Annotated in this window: 13 protein-coding genes; 6 read left to right on the top strand and 7 right to left on the bottom strand. The window is 71.4% G+C overall.

The genetic code is table 11. From position 1 onward, the window contains the following. Window positions 1–7: 7 nt before the first annotated feature. The 3 genes from ACWD0F_RS18165 to ACWD0F_RS18155 are packed head-to-tail and all read left to right on the top strand — an operon-like array spanning window position 8 to window position 5,183. Window positions 8–1,513, top strand: coding sequence for a glycosyltransferase (locus ACWD0F_RS18165; protein WP_449876756.1), 1,506 nt, complete (start codon window positions 8–10; stop codon window positions 1,511–1,513). Beyond that, window positions 1,510–3,510 carry a glycosyltransferase gene (locus ACWD0F_RS18160; RefSeq protein WP_449876754.1) on the top strand — a complete coding sequence of 667 codons (2,001 nt, stop codon included), beginning with the start codon at window positions 1,510–1,512 and terminating at the stop codon, window positions 3,508–3,510. Before ACWD0F_RS18165 ends, ACWD0F_RS18160 begins: the two co-directional genes overlap by 4 nt. Further along, entirely contained in the window at window positions 3,507–5,183 is a 1,677-nt protein-coding gene (locus ACWD0F_RS18155) for a glycosyltransferase (RefSeq protein ID WP_449876752.1), read from the top strand. The genes ACWD0F_RS18160 and ACWD0F_RS18155 overlap by 4 nt, the downstream gene beginning before the upstream one ends. 96 nt (window positions 5,184–5,279) lie before the next feature. On the opposite strand, the gene ACWD0F_RS18150 is transcribed toward ACWD0F_RS18155, so the two are convergent. The 4 genes from ACWD0F_RS18150 to ACWD0F_RS18135 form a co-directional block, all read right to left on the bottom strand. Then, the gene (locus ACWD0F_RS18150) at window positions 5,280–6,569 is read right to left on the bottom strand and encodes a homoserine dehydrogenase (protein WP_449876750.1); all 1,290 of its coding nucleotides are present in this window, start codon (window positions 6,567–6,569) and stop codon (window positions 5,280–5,282) included. Further along, window positions 6,566–7,948, bottom strand: a complete 1,383-nt coding sequence (gene lysA / locus ACWD0F_RS18145) for a diaminopimelate decarboxylase (protein WP_449876748.1) — start codon at window positions 7,946–7,948, stop codon at window positions 6,566–6,568. Before lysA ends, ACWD0F_RS18150 begins: the two co-directional genes overlap by 4 nt. 124 nt (window positions 7,949–8,072) lie before the next feature. Next, window positions 8,073–8,696 (bottom strand): anticodon-binding protein, encoded by a 624-nt coding sequence (locus ACWD0F_RS18140; protein ID WP_449876746.1) that lies wholly within the window; start codon window positions 8,694–8,696, stop codon window positions 8,073–8,075. A 27-nt stretch (window positions 8,697–8,723) separates the two neighbouring features. Beyond that, the gene (locus tag ACWD0F_RS18135; RefSeq protein WP_449876744.1) at window positions 8,724–10,568 is read right to left on the bottom strand and encodes a hypothetical protein; all 1,845 of its coding nucleotides are present in this window, start codon (window positions 10,566–10,568) and stop codon (window positions 8,724–8,726) included. A gap of 72 nt (window positions 10,569–10,640) precedes the next feature. Between ACWD0F_RS18135 and ACWD0F_RS18130 the strand changes: the two genes are divergently transcribed. Both ACWD0F_RS18130 and treS read left to right on the top strand, forming a co-directional pair. Continuing rightward, complete coding sequence (locus tag ACWD0F_RS18130) at window positions 10,641–12,287, top strand: asparagine synthetase B family protein (protein ID WP_449876742.1); 1,647 nt, start codon at window positions 10,641–10,643, stop codon at window positions 12,285–12,287. A 262-nt stretch (window positions 12,288–12,549) separates the two neighbouring features. Beyond that, window positions 12,550–14,274, top strand: coding sequence for a maltose alpha-D-glucosyltransferase (gene treS, locus ACWD0F_RS18125; RefSeq protein ID WP_449876740.1), 1,725 nt, complete (start codon window positions 12,550–12,552; stop codon window positions 14,272–14,274). On the opposite strand, the gene ACWD0F_RS18120 is transcribed toward treS, so the two are convergent. The 3 genes from ACWD0F_RS18120 to ACWD0F_RS18110 are packed head-to-tail and all read right to left on the bottom strand — an operon-like array spanning window position 14,261 to window position 17,759. Continuing rightward, on the bottom strand, window positions 14,261–16,531 hold the full coding sequence (locus ACWD0F_RS18120; protein WP_449876738.1) for an FtsX-like permease family protein: 2,271 nt from the start codon (window positions 16,529–16,531) through the stop codon (window positions 14,261–14,263). The genes treS and ACWD0F_RS18120 overlap by 14 nt on opposite strands. Then, a complete protein-coding gene (locus ACWD0F_RS18115; RefSeq protein WP_449876736.1) occupies window positions 16,528–17,256 on the bottom strand; it encodes an ABC transporter ATP-binding protein in 729 nt (242 codons plus the stop codon). The genes ACWD0F_RS18120 and ACWD0F_RS18115 overlap by 4 nt, the downstream gene beginning before the upstream one ends. Continuing rightward, window positions 17,253–17,759: a PadR family transcriptional regulator gene (locus ACWD0F_RS18110; RefSeq protein WP_449876734.1), complete on the bottom strand. Its 507-nt coding sequence runs from the start codon at window positions 17,757–17,759 to the stop codon at window positions 17,253–17,255. Before ACWD0F_RS18110 ends, ACWD0F_RS18115 begins: the two co-directional genes overlap by 4 nt. A 162-nt stretch (window positions 17,760–17,921) precedes the next feature. Here ACWD0F_RS18110 and ACWD0F_RS18105 point away from each other — a divergent pair, with 162 nt between their 5' ends. Beyond that, window positions 17,922–19,139, top strand: coding sequence for an ABC transporter substrate-binding protein (locus tag ACWD0F_RS18105; RefSeq protein ID WP_449876732.1), 1,218 nt, complete (start codon window positions 17,922–17,924; stop codon window positions 19,137–19,139). Window position 19,140 lies beyond the last annotated feature (1 nt).

Genomic DNA, 19,140 nt, shown 5'->3' with positions numbered 1-19,140 from the left:
GGCCCCCATGACTGCGCGGGTCAGGCACAACGACTACGGGGTGCTGCGGCCGCCGGCGATGGGGTCGTGGCAGCCGTCGTTACGGGTCTCCGTGGTCATCCCCGCCTACGACTGCGCGCGGGCGCTGGAGCGCACGGTGCCGGCGCTGGCGCGGCAGACGTACCCGCCGGAGCTCGTCGAGGTGATCGTCGCCGACGACGGCAGCACGCCGCCGCTCGACGTGCCGGGGGCGCGGGTCGTCCGGGTGAGCGAGGGGTGGGGGCGCGGCGCGGCCCGGCAGACCGGGCAGCTCGCGGCCACCGGAGACGTGATCCACTGGCTCGACTCCGACATGTTGCTGGCCGACGACCATCTTGAGGCGCACCTGCGCTGGCACCACCTGATCGACTACGCCGTGGTGATCGGCGACACGCGGTTCGTGGACGCGCCGGGCGAGGACGGCACGCGGTCCGCGTACACGACGAAGACGCTGGAGTCGACCAGGGGGCTCAAGGACGCGGGCGCGGGGGCGTACCTGCTGCACACGGGCGCCTCCACCTCCGTGCGCGCCGGGCTGCTGCGCGCGGCCGGCGGCGTGCACACCGGCCTGAACATGGCCGAGGACACCGAGCTCGGCTACCGGCTGGGGCAGGCGGGAGCGGTGTTCATCCCCGACCCCGAGGCCCGGGCGTGGCACGTGGGGCCCTCCACCGTGATGACGCGGGAGAAGGAGGTGCACCGGCACAACTGGTCCTATCTCGGGGACTTCATTCCCGAGCTGCGCTGGTTGCGCGGGCATCCCCGGCGGCAGTGGCTGGTGCCGTACGTGCGGGTCGTGGTGGCGGCGACCGGCTATGAGCCGACGCGCGCGAGCGTGGACGCGGCGCTGGCCGGGACCCTGCCCGACGCCGCCGTCACGCTCGTCGGGCCGTGGGGCGAGCTGACCGGCGAGCGCCGCTCCAGCCTCGACGATCCCCTTCTGGACCTGCGGCTGCTGCGCAATCTCTATGCCCATGAGCCTCGGGTCGTGTTCGCGGAGAGCGTACCCGCCTCCGCCGCGCCCGCTCCCTTCCAGCTCAGCGTGCCCGCCGGGTGGGTGCTCGGCGCCGACACGCTCGACCGGCTCGTCCGGCGCGCCGACAAGGACGTGCTCGGCTTGATCTCCGTGGCGATGGCCGAGGGCGCGGACGGGGTGGTGACCGCCCGTCTGGAGCGCACGGCCGCCTTCGCCCGCGCCGCCCTGTTCGAAGGGACGGCGGACGATCTCGTGGACGAGATGTTCGGGTCGGAGTGGGTCAGCGGGAGCGAGTACGGGTTCGCGCCGGCGGAGGACGCCGAGCCGCTGACCGGCGACCCCGCGAAGTGGCGGGCGCTGGCGGGGCGGCGGCTGGACGAGGCCAAGGAGTTGCGGGCGGAGGTGGAGCGGCTGCGCGCCGAGGTCGAACGGCTGTCCGCCGCGCCGCCCCCGTCTACCGGCGAGGCCCCGCGCGGCGGCCTGAGCTCGTTGATCAGGAACCTGCGGAGCACCGGGTGATCCGGGAGTTGCTGGCGGAGCTCCGTGGGGCGCCCGTCTTCTTCGCGGGGATCGACGACGTCGAGCCGCTGTACGCGGGGGCGGCCGGGCGGATCGCGGTGGACCTGGACCGGGACCTCCTGGAGCCGCCCGCCGCGCCCGAGCCGGAGCGTGAGGTGCTCGTGCTGGCCAAGACGCCGGCCGACCTGCGCAGGATCGCCACGCTGCACAAGCTGCTGCCGCAGGCCGAGCGGGTGGTGGTCGCCGTGCTGGACACCCCGGCCTCCCATCCCGCGCCCGTGCCGACCCCCACGCCCGCGCACCGGTGGCGGTCGCTGACGGATCTGCGGGTGTACCAGCCCAGAAACCGGGTGTGGGTGGTCGACGCGCGGTTCTCCGCCGCGACGCCCGCGGGACGTACGGTCGCCGCCACGGCGCGGGCGTTCGCGGGACATCGCCTGGACGTGATCGCGGCGCCCGCGGCGGCCATCGCGGGCGTCGGCGCGGCGAACTGGCGGCCCGGCGATCCGAACGCGACGCCCGCCGAGGTGACCGGGCCGGTGCCGGAACGCGTGGGGGCGCCGGGCAGCGACATGGTCCTGCGCACGCTCACCACCTCCGCCGTCGAGGTCGCGGGCGGCACGCACGACCCGGCGGAAGCCGAAACCACGGCCGACGCTGAAACCGCGTGGGCCGAAGCCACGGCGAGCGCCGAGGCCGCGTGGGCCGGGGACCAGACGCCCATCGAGCGCCCCACGGTGCGGGCGGCGACCTGGGAGCGCCTGGGCCGTCCCGGCATGGCCGGCTCCCCGCTGTCCGATCCCGACGTGCTGGGCGAGCCGTCCATGGTCCCCCCGGTGGACGAGCGGCTGGTGAACCCCCAGGGCTTCGTCACCACCCCCTCCCGTGGCATGGCCTCCCTGGCCGAGCGCGACGGCCGGTGGTCGGTGGTGCTGGAGGGGAAGGTCGTGACGCCGTTCGCGGAGTCGGGCGGCGTCACCGACGCCGACGTGGCCAGGTTGCGGCAGGTGCGCGGCGTGACGGTGGACTGGCACCATGCCCACAGCGGCCCGCTGACGGCGGCGCGGGTGCTGACCGGGCTGGCCGCGGCGGGGGTGCCGCTGGTCTCGGAGGCGGTGCCGCGCTGGGCGGGCGCGCTCGGCGCGGAGCTCATCGACCTGATCGAGCTCTGCCCGGACATCTCCGATGATCTCCGGCGGGAGGAGCACAGCATCCGGCTGCGCCGCGCCGCGCTGCGCACCCACGGCGTGGCCGCCCGCTGGGAGCAACTCGGCGCCCCCGCGCCCGCGCCCCCGCTCACCTCGGTCCTGCTCGCCACCCGCCGCACCGACATGGTCTCCTTCGCCCTCGACCAGATCGCCCGCCAGCGCGGCGTCCAGCTGGAGGTGATCCTCGCCCTGCACGGCGTCCCCCAGGGCCATCCGGACGTGGCGGCGGCGGTCGCCAGGTTCGAGGGGCCGGTGACGGTGTTCGAGGCCGACCGGGGCGCGGTCTTCGGCGAGGTCCTGAACGAGGCCGCCGCCCGGGCCTCCGGCTCGTTCCTGCTGAAGATGGACGACGACGACTGGTACGGGCCCGACTTCCTGGCCGATCTGCTGCTGGCGCATGCGTACTCGGGGGCTCAGGTGGTCGGCACGGTGCCCGAGTTCGTCTACCTGTCCGCCATCGACGTCACCGTGCACCGCAGACAGGTCACCGAGCAGATCACCAGCTTCGTCGCCGGCGGCACCATCCTGGTCGAGCGGTCGGCGTTCCAGGCGGTGGGCGGGTTCAGGCCGCTGCGGCGCTCGGTCGACACGCAGTTCCAGGAGGCGCTGCAGGCGGCGGGCGGGCAGATCTACCGTACGCACGGGCTCGGCTACATCCTGCGCAGAGGCCCGGCGGCCAACCACACCTGGCAGGAGCCGATCGGCACCTTCCTGCAGCGCAACCGGCAGCAGTGGCGCGGCTTCCGCCCGAACGCCCTCATGGCCATGAACGGGAGCCCGCGCCCATGACCGGCATCCCCCGCGTCCCGCACAACGACTACGGCGTGCTCGCCCCGCCCGCGCTGGGCGCGTGGGAGCCCACGCTCACCGTCACGGTCGTCATCCCCGCCCACGACCGCCAGGAGACCCTGGATCTGACCCTGGCCGCCCTGTCGGCCCAGAGCTACCCTTCCCACCTGCTCGACGTCGTCGTGGTGGACGACGGCAGCGCCGTCCCGCTCCACCTGCCGGAGATCGTCCCGGCCGCGACCAAGCTGATCTCCAGCCCGCCGGGCGGCTGGGGCCGGGCCTGGGCGGTGCAGGCGGGTCTGGACGTCGCGACGGGCGAGGTCGTGTTCGTGCTGGACGCCGACATGGTGCCCCACCGGCGGCACGTGGAGGCCCAGCTCCGCTGGCACCACCTGGTTCCGTACGTGGTGACGCTGGGCTGGATCGACTTCACCCCGGCCGGCGACCTGCCCACGCAGGAGCGGGTCCGCCAGGCGCTGGCTGCGGGCGAGGAGGAGGCGCTCTTCCCGCTGTCCCCGCACCGCCACGACTGGGCCGAGAAGATCATCGACGACCACGACGGGCTCCGCGCCGCGCCGAACTCCCTGGCCACCCGCGTCCACGTCGGCGCCACGGCGGCCTACCCGGCCGCGTTGTTGCGCTCGATCGGCGGCATGGACACCTCGCTGGTGCTGGCCGAGGACACGGAGCTGGGCTACCGGCTCACCCAGGCCGGCGTGGTGTTCGTGCCCGAGCCGCAGTCGCGGGCCTGGCACGTCGGCCTGCCGACCGCGATGCGCGACTGGGCCGCGCTGAAACGCTTCAACGACCCGTACGTGGCCGACCGCGTCCCGTACCGGCGCTATCTGCGCACGGACGCCGGCCGCCAGTGGCTGGTGCCGTACGTGGACGCGGTGGTGCCCGCGGGTTCGTACGAGGACGTCAGGGCCACGGTGGACGGCCTGCTGGGCGGCTCGATCCCCGACGTCAGGGTCACCCTCACCGGCGCCTGGGACACCCTGAGCCCGGACCGCCGCTCCCCGCTCGCCGGCCCGGACCTCGACCTGCGCCTGCTCCGCGCCACCTTCGAGCACGACCCCCGCGTGCACCTGACCGCCCCGGCCGAGAGGACGGCTCCGTTCCGCCTGACGGTCCCCCCTGGCTGGGTCCCGTCGACGGACACGCTGGAGCGCCTGGTGGCGCATCTGGAGGAGCAGGACGCCGGCGCCGTCTGCGTCGCGCTGGCCGAGGGCGCGGACGGGGTGGTGACCGCCCGTCTGGACCGCACGGCGGCGTTGTCCAGAGCCGCGTTGACGGCCACTCCGGACGACGACCCCGACGACCTGATCGACCACCTTTTCGGTCTGGGGTGGGTGGACGGCGAGAGCTGGGGTTTCCGGCGCCGTCCGGCCGTCTATCCGCCCCGGCGGAAGCCGGTCCCGGAGCTCGTCAGGCTCGCCGCCGAGCACGAGAAGGAGATCGCCCTGCACCGCAGGCGCACGGCCGCCCTGCGGGCCGAGATCGCGCACCTGCGCAGGGAGGCGGGCAAGAACGGCAGGGACGCGGCGCGCTGGCGGGAGAAGGCGGAAGGCTGGCGCAAGGAGGCGGTCCGCCTCGCCCGCGCCCAGAACCGCACGGTCCTGAAGCGAGCCGTCCGCCGCGTCCGCGACCTGGCCTTCCCCGGCGAACGCTGACCCCGGGCCGCCCAGGCGAAAGCTTGCTCGGCCCTCCCAGGAAGGCGACCACTGACCCGGCGCGGCCTTCCGTCCCGGGCGGACCCGGAGCGAACGCTACTCGTCGCCCTCCACGCGCATCACGCTGGCCACCGCGCGGACGATGTCGAGCTCGCGCAGGCCCTCCATGGTCGCCGACAGGGCGGCGTCGGTGGCCCGGTGGGTGACGATGACGAGCTGGGCGTCGGCTCCGTGGCCCTCCTGGCGGACCGTCTGGATGGAGACGTCGTGCTTGGCGAACAGCTCCGCCACCCGCGCCAGCACGCCCGGCTTGTCCGCGACGTCCAGCGCCACGTGGCAGCGCGTGACGGTCTCGCCCATGGGATGGGCGACCAGGTCCGCGTAGGTGGACTCGGCGGGCCCGCGGGTGCCCGCCAGCCGGTTGCGGGCCACGGCCACCAGGTCGCCGAGCACGGCGGAGGCCGTGGGGGCGCCGCCGGCGCCCTTGCCGTAGAACATCAGCTCGCCGGCCGACTCGGCCTCCACGAACACCGCGTTGTACGCCTCCCGCACCCCCGCCAGCGGATGGGACCGGGGGATCATCGCCGGATGCACCCGCACGCCGAACGAGCGGCCGTCATCGGAGCGGGCGCAGATGGCCAGCAGCTTGATGACGTAGCCCATGTCCTTGGCCGAGGCCACGTCGGTGGCGGTGATGTCGGTGATGCCCTCGCGGTGCACCTCGGCGGCCGTGACGCGGCTGTGGAAGGCGAGCCCGGCCAGGATGGCGGCCTTGGCGGCGGCGTCGAAGCCCTCGACGTCGGCCGTCGGGTCGGCCTCCGCGTAGCCGAGCGTCTGGGCCTCCTCCAGGGCGTCGGTGAAGGACGCGCCCGTGGTGTCCATCTTGTCGAGGATGTAGTTGGTGGTGCCGTTGACGATGCCCATGACCCGCATGACGTGGTCGCCGGCCAGCGACTCGCGCAGCGGACGCAGCAGCGGGATGGCGCCCGCCACGCTGGCCTCGAAGTAGAGGTCGCCGTGGCCGGTCCTGGCGGCCTCGTGCAGGGTGGCGCCGTCCTCGGCCAGCAGGGCCTTGTTGGCGGTGACGACCGACTTGCCCTGGGACAGGGCCGCGACGATGAGCGCGCGGGCCGGCTCGATGCCGCCGATGACCTCGATCACGATGTCGACGTCGTCCCGGGTGACCAGCGCCTCGGCGTCGGTGGTCAGCAGCGACGGGTCCACGTCGATGTCGCGTTTGCGGCCCAGTCTCCTGACGGCGACCCCGGCCAGCTCCAGCGGCGCCCCGATGCGGGCGCTCAGGTCGGCGGCCTGCTCGTGCATGAGCCTGATGACCTGTGAGCCGACGACGCCGCAGCCCAGAAGAGCCACTTTCAGCGGTTTCACAGCTGCCCCCTCAGTAGGTCGTCCTCGGTCTCGCCCCGTACGATCACCCGGGCGACGCCGCCTGCGACGGCCACCACGGCGGGCTTGGGCAGGTAGTTGTAGTTGCTGGCCAGCGACCGGCAGTAGGCGCCGGTGGCGGCCACCGCGATCAGGTCGCCCGGCGCGAGGTCGTCCGGCAGGTGGCAGTCGCGCACGATGATGTCGCCGCTCTCGCAGTGCTTGCCGACCAGGCGGCTGAGCATGGGCTCGGCCTGGCTCGCCCGGCTGACCAGGGCGGCGGTGTAGTCGGCGCCGTAGAGGGCCGAGCGCACGTTGTCGCTCATGCCGCCGTCGATGCTGACGTAGGTGCGCAGGCCCTCGACGTCCTTGACGGTACCGACCTCGTAGAGCGTGACGCCGGCCGGGCCGACGATGGTGCGGCCGGGCTCCACGGTCAGGCGGGGCACCGGCAGGCCGGCGTCGAGGCAGACCTTGGTGACGATCTCCCGCAGGCCGTCGGCCAGCTCCTTGATGTCGGGCGTCTCGTCGCCCTCGACGTAGGCGATGCCGTAGCCGCCGCCGAGGTCGAGCTCGGGGAGCACCACGTCGTGCTCGTCCTTGATCTGCACGAGCAGCGAGGCCAGCCGCCTGGCCGCCGCCTCGAACCCGGCCGTGTCCACGATCTGGGAGCCGATGTGCGAGTGCAGCCCGACGAGCTCGAGTTGCGGAAGGGCGAGGATGCGGCGGACGGCCTCCGCGGCCGCCCCGGCGTTGAGCGACAACCCGAACTTCTGGTCGTCGTGCGCCGTCGCGATGAACTCGTGGGTGTGGGCCTCGACCCCGGTGGTGACCCTGATCATCACCTTGGGCCGCTTGCCGTGCTGCTCGGCGAGGTAGCCGAGCCGGGCGATCTCGTCGAAGGAGTCGACCACGATGTGGCCGACGCCGGCCTCCAGCGCCCTGGTCAGCTCGGGGACGGACTTGTTGTTGCCGTGCATCGTGATGCGCTCGGGCGGGAACCCGACGCTGAGCGCGACCGCGAGCTCGCCGCCGCTGGCCACGTCGAGGCCCAGGCCCTCGTCCGCCAGCCAGCGCACGATCTCCTTGCACAGGAACGCCTTGCCGGCGTAGTGGACCTCGGAGCCGGCGAAGGCCGTGGCGTAGTCGCGCATGCGGGAGCGGACGTCGTCCTCGTCGAGGACGTAGAGCGGGGTGCCGTGATCGCGGGCCAGATCGCGCACGTCCACACCGCCGACGGTGAGCACGCCATCGATCCGCGTCGACGTTCGGGGCCAGATCGCGGGATTGATCCGGTTGAGGTCGGCGGGCGCCTGCGGCGGGCGCTCATGGGGCAGCATCTCGGCATGCCGGTCCCCGGCGGGATGGGCGAATCGACTCACCTGATCGAGGCTATCGGAACAGGAAGTACGCCATGACCCACTGACCACGTATCGAGACGCGATCAAGCCCTGGAAGGGATATTTTTACGCTTTTTCGCCGTTTAACCGGATATTTTGTGATGGGTCACATTCGATCCGGTCCTACGAGAATTTTGCTTACGGCCTCCGCCAGCCGCACCCGCGCCGTGTGCACCGCCGACGGGAGCTCGTCGCCGACCGGCACGGCGGGCGCGTGCTCGTGGGCGTCGTGATAGGCCAGCGCCAGCCGCACCAGGTACGTCTCCCACCCCGGATCCCGGCTGCCCAGCCGCCCCGGCACCTCGGCCAGCACCCGCAGCACCCACCGGTCGCGGGGATGATCGAGCAACGCGGGCCTGAACCCGGTGCGGGGCACCCCCAGCTCGGCGGCCCACCTGCACACGGCGCGGGCGCGCACGTGCGCGTACCGCACCACGAACCCGGGGTTCGCCCACGTCCGGGGGAAGTCCGGCCAGCCCGGCTCGGGGATCCGCACCGGCCCCGCCGACTCCAGCAGCTCGCCGGGCTCCGTCACGACGACGCGCAGCAGCCCGTCGGCCCGGACCCGCGCCTCCGCGACGCCGGGCAGCGCCCGGACCCGCTCCGCGAGCGGCTCGGCGGGCACGCGCCGCCGCAGGGGCGCCGCGGAGACGTACACGGCCTCCCGCTCCCACGTCCCCTCGGGCGCCGGGGGCTCCCCCAGCACCTCGGCCAGTTCCGGGAGCGTCATGGCGACGACCCTATGCCGGTGCGCGGCTCAGATGAGCGCGTGCGGCTCCGCCGAGCCGTACTCGACGAGCTGGGCGGCGCCGAGCAGCCAGCGGTCCTCGTCGCGCACCCGTACGTAGCCGAACCGGTCCGCCGAGAAGACCTTGATCCCGTCCGTGCGGCACTGCCGCATGAGGACCTCGTCCCAGTCGTCGGTCAGGTCGGCGAAGCCGAGCTCGCGCAGCGCGTTGCGGCGGCCCAGCAGGGTCGCCCCGGCGACCTCGGGGAGGTAGGCGTACTCGGCGTCGGGCTGCTGGAGCAGCGTGACCTGGGGCTTGCGGAGATGGGCGTAGTAGGCGGCCTTGCCGACGATGTCGGCGGTGCTGAAGAGGAAGGCGCGCCGCAGGTCCGACAGGTGGTGCGGGCCGTACACGTCGCGCGGGTCCATGACCGCGACCAGGTCGGACTCGCACAGGTCGATGGCGGCGCCGAGCATCGCGCCCTCGGTCATCGACGGTTGCGGGCGGCGGTAGACGACGTCGATGTCGGGCAGCACGTCGCGGGCGCGCAGCTCGGCCTCCGGCGGGCCGATGACGATGAGCTGGTCCACCCCCGACTGCTTGGCGACCTGCGCCAGCCCGTGCTCCATCAGGAAGGGGTCGCTGATCGGCAACATGACGGAGGTGCTGAGGGTGGCGCGGGCGCTGGGCAGCCCGATCGCCTCCAGCATCTCGTCGACGCGCTCGGTCATCGTGCCCATCTGGTACGCCCGGCGCAGCGCCACGTGCGCCCGCCGCGTGTCGGCCTCGGTGCCGATGGGCGTGCCGCAGGCGGCGAGCTCGGCCAGCCGCCACTGCGGCGTGCCAGGCGGGCAGTCGGCCGCGGCCGGCCAGCGGTAGGAGGTGAGCACGTCCGGATAGCTGAGGTGACCCGGCAGGAGCTGGTCGAGCGTGAGCACCCGGTCGATGCGCCCGCCGGCCAGCGGCAGCGGGTTGTGCACCCGGGGCTGGACGCCGAACTGCAGGCGCGGCCAGGCGACCGTGAGATCGTTGGTGAACCGGAACTCGAAGAGCTGGGCGGCCGCGGCGTAGGCGTCCACGTCGCCCTGGGTGTGCCAGAAGACCGTGCGGATGCCGCGCTCGGCGCACCAGGCCAGCAGCGCCCTGAGCCCGTCGCCGGGCTCGCCGGTGATCTCCTCGGCCCACGGGCCTTGGGTGACGGACTCGACCACGAGCAAGTGCGGCACTTCCAGCGGGAGCACCCTGGCGAAGTCGCGGGGCGTGAAGCCGGTGGTCTGCCGCCACTCGTAGCGCAGCAGCGCCTCGGCGTGCGGGTCGGCGATCACCGCGGCGGTCAGGTGCGGCCGGGTGTTGGGGCCGGTCGGCACCCGGAACGGCTTGAGCTTGAACGAGGCGCCGCCGAGGGTCCGCGTCGTGGTCGTGGCCTGGTACGCGGCCCCCGGGCGCTCGTCGGCGGCCTTGAGCGCCGCCGGCGGCCGGCGTTTGGGCGCGATGGGCCGTTTGACCGGCTTGGCGGCGCCCTTGAGGCCCCTGGCCAGCCGTACGGGGTTGTTCTTGCCGCTCTTGATGGCGTCGCCGAGGCGGTTCCAGCGCGCGACCTTGATCGAGGAGAGCTTCCAGTTGGCCACCTCGGCCTGGAAGCGCTGCTCGGCCAGCTCCCTGCGCAACCTGTCGGCGGCCTCCTGCTCGACGGCGAGCCGCTCCTCGGTCTCGCCCAGCCGCTCGGCCAGGGCTCTGACCTGATCGGCGCTCTCCTCGGCCGTGGCCAGCCTGGCCTGGGCGGCGTCGAGCAGCCTGGCCAGCTCGGCCGCGCGCTCGGCCTGCGCGACGGCGTCCCGCAGCGCCCTGCGAGTGCTCTCAAGCTCCGTAGACAAACCAGACCACCTCTCCCTTAGCCCGGCAAAGGATACTCTTCTGCGGGAAGCGGCTTGAAAGGATGAGATCCGGTGCAGTTCAACGTGCGGCCCTACGTGTGCGGTGCTCTCGGCCGGATCGACACCGCCGTCCTCGGCAAGCTGACCGGCGCGGGCCCGAAGGTCCGGCCGGCGCTCCAGACGGCCGACGCGGCGCTGTTCAGCTCCGCGCCGCTGCCGCCGTACCAGCGGGCCGAGGGCGCGTTCGCGTTCTCCTGGGGCGAGCGCAAGCCGGCCGCCGGCGAGGAGCGGATCGACTGGATCACGGTCGCCGAGACCTACGAGACGCCCGGCCTGATCGGCGCGGGTGAGCGCGTCACGCTGCACACCGGCGCGCTGGGGCTGGTGGACGTCTACTACGTACGCCTGGGCGAGGCGGTCTACTTCTCCTCCCTGATCCAGCCCCTGCTCGGCCTGGTGCCGATCCGCATCGACTGGTCGGCCTGGGCCTCGATCCTCCAGGTCACGTTCCCGCTGGGGGAGGCGACGCCGTACACCGAGGTCAAGCGGCTGCCGGGGGCGAGCGCGCTGGTGTGGGAGCACGGCAGGTTCGCCACCGAAAGGCGGTTGCCGCGCTGGCTGCGCACCGAGCCGTACGAGGCGTGGGTCAGCCCGCACGACATCGTCGAGCTGCTGCACCGCGTCTATGCCGACTACGACGGCCGCAAGCTCCTCGTGCCGGTCAGCGGCGGCTACGACTCCCGGTTGCTGGCGAGCGTGGCGATGGCGCGCGGCATGGACGTCGAGTCGTGGACGACCAGCCCCGACGACGGCACCGACACCGACATCGCGTTCGCCAGGTCGATCACCAGGGAGCTGGGCATCCCGCACCGGGTGATCACGCAGGACGCCGCCGACTATCCGGCCGACGCGGCCGACGTGGCGCGCAGGCTCGAGTACCTGACGCCGCACCACGCCTGGTACGCGTCCTTCGCCGAAGAGGTGCACGGCGCGGGCCGGATCCTGGTCGACGGTCTGGCCGGTGGGCCGCTGCTGAAGAACTTCATGGTCAGCGGGGCCGCGCTGGAGGCCAGGACGCAGGCCGAGCGGTCCGCCGCCGTGCTGAGCTCGCTGTCGCTCGGGGCGCCCTCACAACCGTTCCTGTCCAAGGCGGCGGCGCAGTGGATGGAGGAGACGGTGCGCGAGCAGTTCGCCGCCACCACCTCCATGCTGCACGGGCACCGGGCCGAGTTGTCGTTGTCGGTGCTGCACACCAGGACCGTACGGGGCATCGCGCGCTCGGCGGTGAACCTGGTCGGGCCCGAGGCGTCGTTCGCGGCGCCGTTCATCCATCCGGAGTTCTTCGACGCCGCGCTCTCGGTCGGCGTGGCCCGCAAGGACAAGGGCCGCTTCTACCGTGAGGTGCTGCACGCGGCCCATCCGCGAGTGGCGGCCCTGCCCTCCACGAATGTGGTCAAGCAGCCCCTCCAGCGCGTCCCCCTGCGATCCACGGCGGCCCCTGCCCGAAATTATGCGCACAGCATGCTGGAGACCGTTGTGAGCAGAGTTCCGGGACTGCTTTCGGACGAGCTGCACGAGGTGGTGGCGGGCGGCCCCGACGCGCTGACCAGGTTCAACGGCTGGAATGACCGCTTCTGGGTACGAGGATTGGTATTGTTCGGGCTCTGGCTGGGCGACTTTGAGAATGACCTGAACGACCTCGCCGCACCTTTTCAGTGAACTCTGGGTAACAGAGCGGTTACATCCTGATCTCGCGGGTATTACACGTCGCACAGCAGAAGCGGGTTCCGGAAAGCCAACGGGCTGGTAGTGTTCGGCCCGTAAGCGCCGCACAAACGGGCACCAGATCACAAATCAGGTTCCGTTCGAGGGCATGGAGTTCGCAGGGATGACGACTCCAGGCGGCGCGGTCACCAGATAACAACGCCGGGGCAACCACCGGTGACTTCGTCCTGCCCACATCTCTTCCTGTGAGCTACATATGATCAACGCATCCCCATCTCCAGAGCCGATCTCCGAGGCGTTCGTCTCGGAGGATCCCGCCTGGTACAAGCGGGCGGTGTTTTACGAGGTTCTCGTCCGGGGGTTCAAGGACTCCAACGGCGACGGCACCGGCGACCTGCGCGGTCTCATCGAGAAGCTCGGCTACCTTGAGTGGCTGGGCGTGGACTGCCTCTGGCTGCTGCCGCTGTACGAGTCACCGCTGCGTGACGGCGGCTATGACATTTCGGACTATATGAAGATCCTCCCGGATTTTGGTGATCTGGGGGATTTTGTCCAGCTGATCGAGGCGGCTCACGAGCGCGGCCTGCGGATCGTCACCGACCTGGTGATGAACCACACGAGTGACCGGCACCCCTGGTTCCAGGCGTCCCGGCACGATCCCGAAGGGCCGTACGGCGACTTCTACGTGTGGTCGGACCATCCTGGCGGCTACCCTGACGCGCCGGTCATCTTCATCGGCGCCGAAGAGTCCAACTGGACCTACGACCCGGTGCGCAAGCAGTACTACTGGCACCGCTTCTTCCACCACCAGCCGGACCTGAACTATGACAACCCGGCGGTGCAGGAGGCCATGCTGGAGGTGCTCCGGTTCTGGCTGGACCTGGGCATCGACGGCTTCCGGCTGGACGCGGTCCCGTACCTGTTCGAGCGTGAGGGCACCGCGTGCTCCGGGCTGCCGGAGACGCACGCGTACCTGAAGAAGGTCCGCGCCGAGATCGACCGCCTCTACCCGGACCGGGTGCTGCTGGCCGAGGCCAACGGCTGGCCCGAGGACGTCGTCGAGTACTTCGGCGACCCCACCAGGGGCGGCGACGAATGCCACATGGCCTTCCACTTCCCGCTGATGCCGCGCATCTACATGGCGGTGAAGAAGGAGACCCGCGAGCCGATCTCCGAGATCATGTCCCGCACCCCGAAGCTGCCCGAGAACGCGCAGTGGGGCATCTTCCTGCGTAACCACGACGAGCTCACGCTCGAGACGGTGACCGAGGAAGAGCGCGACTACATGCACAAGGAGTACGCCAAGGACCCGCGCATGCGGGCCTACCTGGGCATCCGGCGGCGGCTGGCGCCGCTGCTGGACAACGACCGGGACCGGATCGAGCTGTTCACCGCGCTGCTGCTGAGCCTGCCGGGCTCGCCGATCATCTACTACGGTGACGAGATCGGCATGGGCGACAACATCTGGCTGGAGGACCGCGACGCGGTCCGCACGCCGATGCAGTGGAGCCCCGACCGCAACGCCGGGTTCTCCTCTGCCGACCCGGGGCGGCTCTACCTGCCCGCCGTCATGGACCCGATCTACGGCTTCCAGGCGGTCAACGTGGAGGCCCAGCAGCGCCACGAGGGATCGTTGCTCCACTTCACCCGCAAGATGCTGGAGATCCGCCGCCGGCACCCGGTGTTCGGCGTCGGGGCGTACACCGAAATGTGGTCGTCCAACCCGTCCGTGCTCACGTACGTGCGCGAGGACCACGACGACGTGATGTTGTGCGTCAACAACCTGTCGAAGTTCCCGCAGCCGGTGGAGCTGGACCTGCGGCGCTTCGAGGGCATGGTGCCGATCGAGGCGCGCGGCGGCGTGCGGTTCCCGCCCATCGGGGAGCTGCCCTACCTGCTGACGCTGCCGGGGCACGGCTTCTACTGGTTCGCGCTGAAGCGGGACAAGGCCGCCGACAAGGCCGCCATCAGCGTGATGTGACGGGCACCCGGGCACGGGCCGCGCGGCGGGCGGGAATGAGCGCCACCGCGAGGGCCGTGCCCACGGCCACCACGACGGTGATGGTCAGCGTCAGGGCCGAGGGCGCGCGGCCGATGCCCGCGCCCACGCCGCTCGTGTGACCCTGCAGGTCGATCAGCCACGTGACGGCGGAGACACCCGCCGCGGCGCCCACTCCCACACCCAGCAGCACGGGCACACCGGTGCCCGTCACGAGCGTCGCCATGACCTGCCGCGGCGTCAGCCCCATGGCCTTCAGCACGGCCAGGTCGAAGGCGTGGTCACGCAGGCCCAGCGCGCTGGCGGTGAGCAGGTTCGCCAGGCCGAGCAGGGTGAGTACGAAGATCAGCGCCACGATGACCACCCGGATGATCGCCAGCCGGTCCGCCGGGTTGACCGCGGCCTGCACCTCCAGGCCCTCGGCCGACTCGGCCAGCAACCTGCCGCGCACCTCGGCCGGATCCGCGCCCGGCTTCAGGGCCAGCGCGTAGAACTCCGGCGGGACCGTGTCCTTGGCCGCCAGGCTGTCCAGCCCGACCGACAACACCTCGCCGTCCACGTCGGGCTCGATGGTCCTGCCGACGATCCGGACGATCAGCGGCGTGCCGCCGACGGTCAGCCGCACCCGGTCACCGATCTTGACCCCGAGCAGGTTCAGCAGGCCCTGCCCGGCGACCGCCTCGCCCGGCCGGCCGTAGATACGGCCCTCGACCACGGGGAACGGATAGGGGTCCGCCGACGAGATCCCGAGCGCCCGCACCCTGACCGAGCGGGCCTCGCCCGGGGCCAGCGCGTTCACGTCGGTTCCCGGGTAGACCGCGGCGACGTCCCGGTCGCGCTCGGCGAGCTGCTGGGCGGCGGGCGGGTCCATCTTGCCCGGCCGGACATAGAGGCCGGCGTGCTGGCCGACCTGCTCAGGATGGGCACGGAAGTTGTCCAGCGTGGCCCACACGCCGAGCCCGATCATGATCATCATCATCGGCACGGCCAGGCCGAACGCCGTCAGGAACGCCGCCGTCCGCCGGGTGAAGGCGTCCCGGGTGCCCAGGACGAGGGCGGGCGGGAGGCGGACGAGGAGGGCGAGCCTGGCCAGCTGGGACAGGCGGCCACGCGGCGGGGAGGCGGGCACGTCCGGGATCGGCGGGGTGCGCCCGCCGCGCCACGCGGGCAGCCCCACGGCCGCCAGGACCACCAGGACGGTCCCGGCGACGATGGCCAGCACCGGGGCAGGGGCCACCGAGGTGGGCCCCAGGACGGCCGCCATGACGCTCCAGCCGGCCACGCCGCCGATCGCGACCCCGGCCATCCCGAGCGCGCCGTGCTCGGTCAGGAGCAGCAGCGAGACCTGGGCCCTGGTGAAGCCCATCGACTTGAGCGTGGCCAGGTCGCGCAGCTGGCCGAGCACCCGGCCGCCGGCCGCGTTGGCCAGCGCGAGCGCGGCCGCCACCAGCCCGGCCACCCCGAACAGCGCCAGCAGCGTGCCGAGCAGCCGGTTGTCCAGTTCCATGGCGGCTCTGACCTCGCGCCAGGTGTAGACGCGCTGAAGCTGGTCCTCCAGCAGGACGACGACGCGCTGGGAGACGACCTGGGAGGACTCGGGACCGGTCAGGCGCAGCCCGGTCACCCACTCGCTGCGTCCGAGCATGGGCTCGATCCGGTCCAGCATGGCCGGCAGCACGTACGCCAGGCCCGGCGTCCATTCCGGGTAGAAGCCCTGCTCGGCGGAGTCGGCGATGCCGCGCACGTACAGGGTGTGCCGCTTGCCGTCGAGCGCGATGATCGTGAAGGGCGCGCCGATCCGCAGGCGCAGCGCCGTGGCGAAGGACCGCTCGACGACCGCGCCGTCGACCTGGGTCTCGTTCAGCCACCGGCCCTCGGCCACCACGGGGTGCGCCACCGCCGGCGGCGTGGCCGGCATCGCGCGCAGCGCCGCCGGCTCCTTCTTCCCGTCCTGCGCCACGGTCACGGGCGCCGAGCGGTACGGGCCCGTGGTGCTCGTCACGCCCTCGATGTCGCCCAGGGCGACCTCGGGCACCTCGTCGGTGTAGAGCCAGACGTGCGCCCCGTCGGTCTGGGCGAACAGACTGCGCCACGGGTTCGTGCCGTCTTCGAGCAGGGTGGCGCCGGCGATCAGCGCGGCCACGATCCCGGCCACGACCAGCACCGTCAGCGCGGCCTGCCCTTTCCTGGCCCGCAGGTCGGCCTTGATCCACCGGCTCCCGGCCAGCGCGGAGCTCATCGGAGGTCGATCACCTCTCCGGCGGTGCGGGTCCGCCTGCGCGCGATGCGGCCGTCGTCCACGATCTCGCCGTCGAACAGGGACACGAGCCGGTCGGCCAGGCTGGCCACGCGGGCGTCGTGGGTGACCATGATGATCGTCTGGCCCTTTTTGTGCACCTCGGTGAGCAGGCGGAGCACGTCGCGGGTGTTGCGGCTGTCGAGGTTGCCCGTGGGCTCGTCGGCTAAGAGCAGGGCGGGCTGGTTGGCCAGCGCCCTGGCCATCGCCACCCGCTGCTGCTCGCCGCCGGAGAGCTGGGCGGGCGAGGCGTCGGCCCGGTCGGCCAGGTTGAGCGCGCCGAGCAGGCTCTCGCGGCGCTCACGGGCCACCTTGGGCGAGACTCCGGCCAGCAGCGCGGGCAGCTCGACGTTGTCGCCGACCGTCATGTTGGCGACCAGGTTGAAGAATTGGAAGACGAAGCCGACCTTCTTGCGCCGCAGCAGCGCCCACGCGCTCTCCGAGAGCGTGTCCACGCGCGTGCCGTCGAGCCAGATCTCGCCGCTGGTCCTGGTGTCGAGCCCGCCCAGCATGTGGACGAGCGTGGACTTCCCGGAGCCGGACGGCCCCATGATCGCGACGAACTCTCCCGGCTCGACCTGCAGGTTCACGCCGCGAACGGCCGGCACGGGAACCGCGCCCCCCTGGTAGATCTTGACCAGGTTGGCCGTCTTCAGTACGGAGGTCATGCCAGATCCTCCTGACAGCGTTCCAGCCAGTCAAGATCTGCCTGCAGATGCAGCATGGCGCCCTCGATGAGCAGCATCGCCACCCGGTCGGTCGGAGGAGTACGGGACAGCAGGTCGTTAAGATCGCCCATCAGCGACAGGTAGTGGCGGCGCTGTCGGCTGATCAGCGCCATCCGGTCCGCGATGCCGGTGAGCGGGGCGAGCACGAGCTTCATGAAGAACTCGTCGCGCACCCTGGGGCCCTCGGTGGGCTCGTCCACCCATACGGTGAGCAAGTCGCGGCCCTTGGCTGTCAGATAATAGACCTTCTTGTTGGGCCGGTTGGACTGCTCGACGTCCACCGCCCTGACCAGGCCGTCTTTCTCCAGCCTGCCGAGGGTGACGTAGATCTGGCCGATGTTGGGTGACGGGTAGGCGCTGCCGAAGGTCTGTTCGAGCGCCTGCTTGAGCTCGTAGCCATGTGCCGGTTCTTTGGCCAGGAGCGCCAGCAGGTGAAGCCGCATCCGCGCCCCACCTCCCCGCTGTGTTACGTATGCGTTACAGAGTTATCCGTTGACCTAAAGATTACATGTGTGCATAACATGAATGCATCTACCTAACACGTATGTAATCACTCTGAACATGGAGGCAACAGAGTGCTGCGCCCGTTTTCTGTCGTTCTGGCCATGCTCCTGGCGGCTGGGTGCGCGGCGGCGGGTGATGAGGGCGGCGGCGAGACTGGGACGGGCGGCACTGGGCCCATCACCTTCGCCACCGGACGCGACACCACGGCGTACCTGCAACCCTTGCTGGATCGCTGGAATCAGGCCCACCCGGCCGAGAAGGTGACGCTGCTGGAGCTGCCTGAGGCCGCGGACGAGCAACGTGCTCAGATCGCGGCCAACCTCCAGGCTCAGAGCAGTCGCTATGACGTGCTCGGGCTAGACGTGGTCTGGACTGCCGAGTTCGCGGAGAACGGCTGGATCATCCCCCTGGAGCGCGGGCTCTTCCCGCTCGACAGGTTCCTGCCGCCCGTCGTGGAGACGGCTGTCTACAAGGACAAGCTGTGGGCGGTCCCGTACACGAGCAACGCGGGACTGCTGTACTACCGCACCGACCTGGTCAAGAGGCCGCCGCGAACGTGGGCGGACCTTCGCGACCAATCCCGACAAATAGTGAAAAAGTATGACATAGAGGGGTATGCCGGGCAGTTTCTGGCCTATGAAGGGCTCACCGTCAACTTCTCCGAAGCCGTTCAGTCCGCCGGCGGACAGATCGTCAGCAACAACGGCACGGAGGTGAGCCTTGATCCGGTCAAAGCTGAGATCGCGCTCGATTTCCTGCTCCAGGGCCTGCGCGAGGAGTGGATACCCAAGGAGGCGCTGAGTTTCAAGGAGGAGGAGACACGTCTGGCCTTCCAGGAGGGCCGGCTGGCCTTCGCCCGCAACTGGCCGCACGCGTACGGTCCCGCCAGGGCCGAGCTCGGCCGCAAAGTGGGCGTGACCAGGCTGCCGGGGCTCAACGGGCCCGGGTCCAGCACGCTGGGCGGCGCCAACCTCGCCATCAGCGCCTACTCCAAGCACCAGCACACCGCACAGGAGTTCATCCGCTACTTCACGAGCCTGGAGAACGAGCGCCGGGTCCTCACCGAGGGCTCCTTCCCGCCCGTATGGACCGAGTTGTACGACGATCCCGCGCTGATCAAGCGTTTCCCGTACCTGCCTGTGCTCAAGGAGAGCATCCTCGCCGCCAAGGCACGGCCGGTGAGCGCCAACTACAACCAGGTCAGCCTGGTGATCGCCAGCTCGGTCGCCAAAGCGCTCAACAGCCCCACCACCGAGTCCGCCGACGACGTCGCGGCCTCTATGAAGTCCGAACTCGAAGAGATCATCAGAACCCAGTGAG

Source organism: Nonomuraea sp. NPDC002799, from assembly GCF_053592075.1.
The sequence above is the reverse complement of the archived record's forward strand: the minus strand, read 5'-3'. Positions and strand labels throughout refer to the sequence as shown.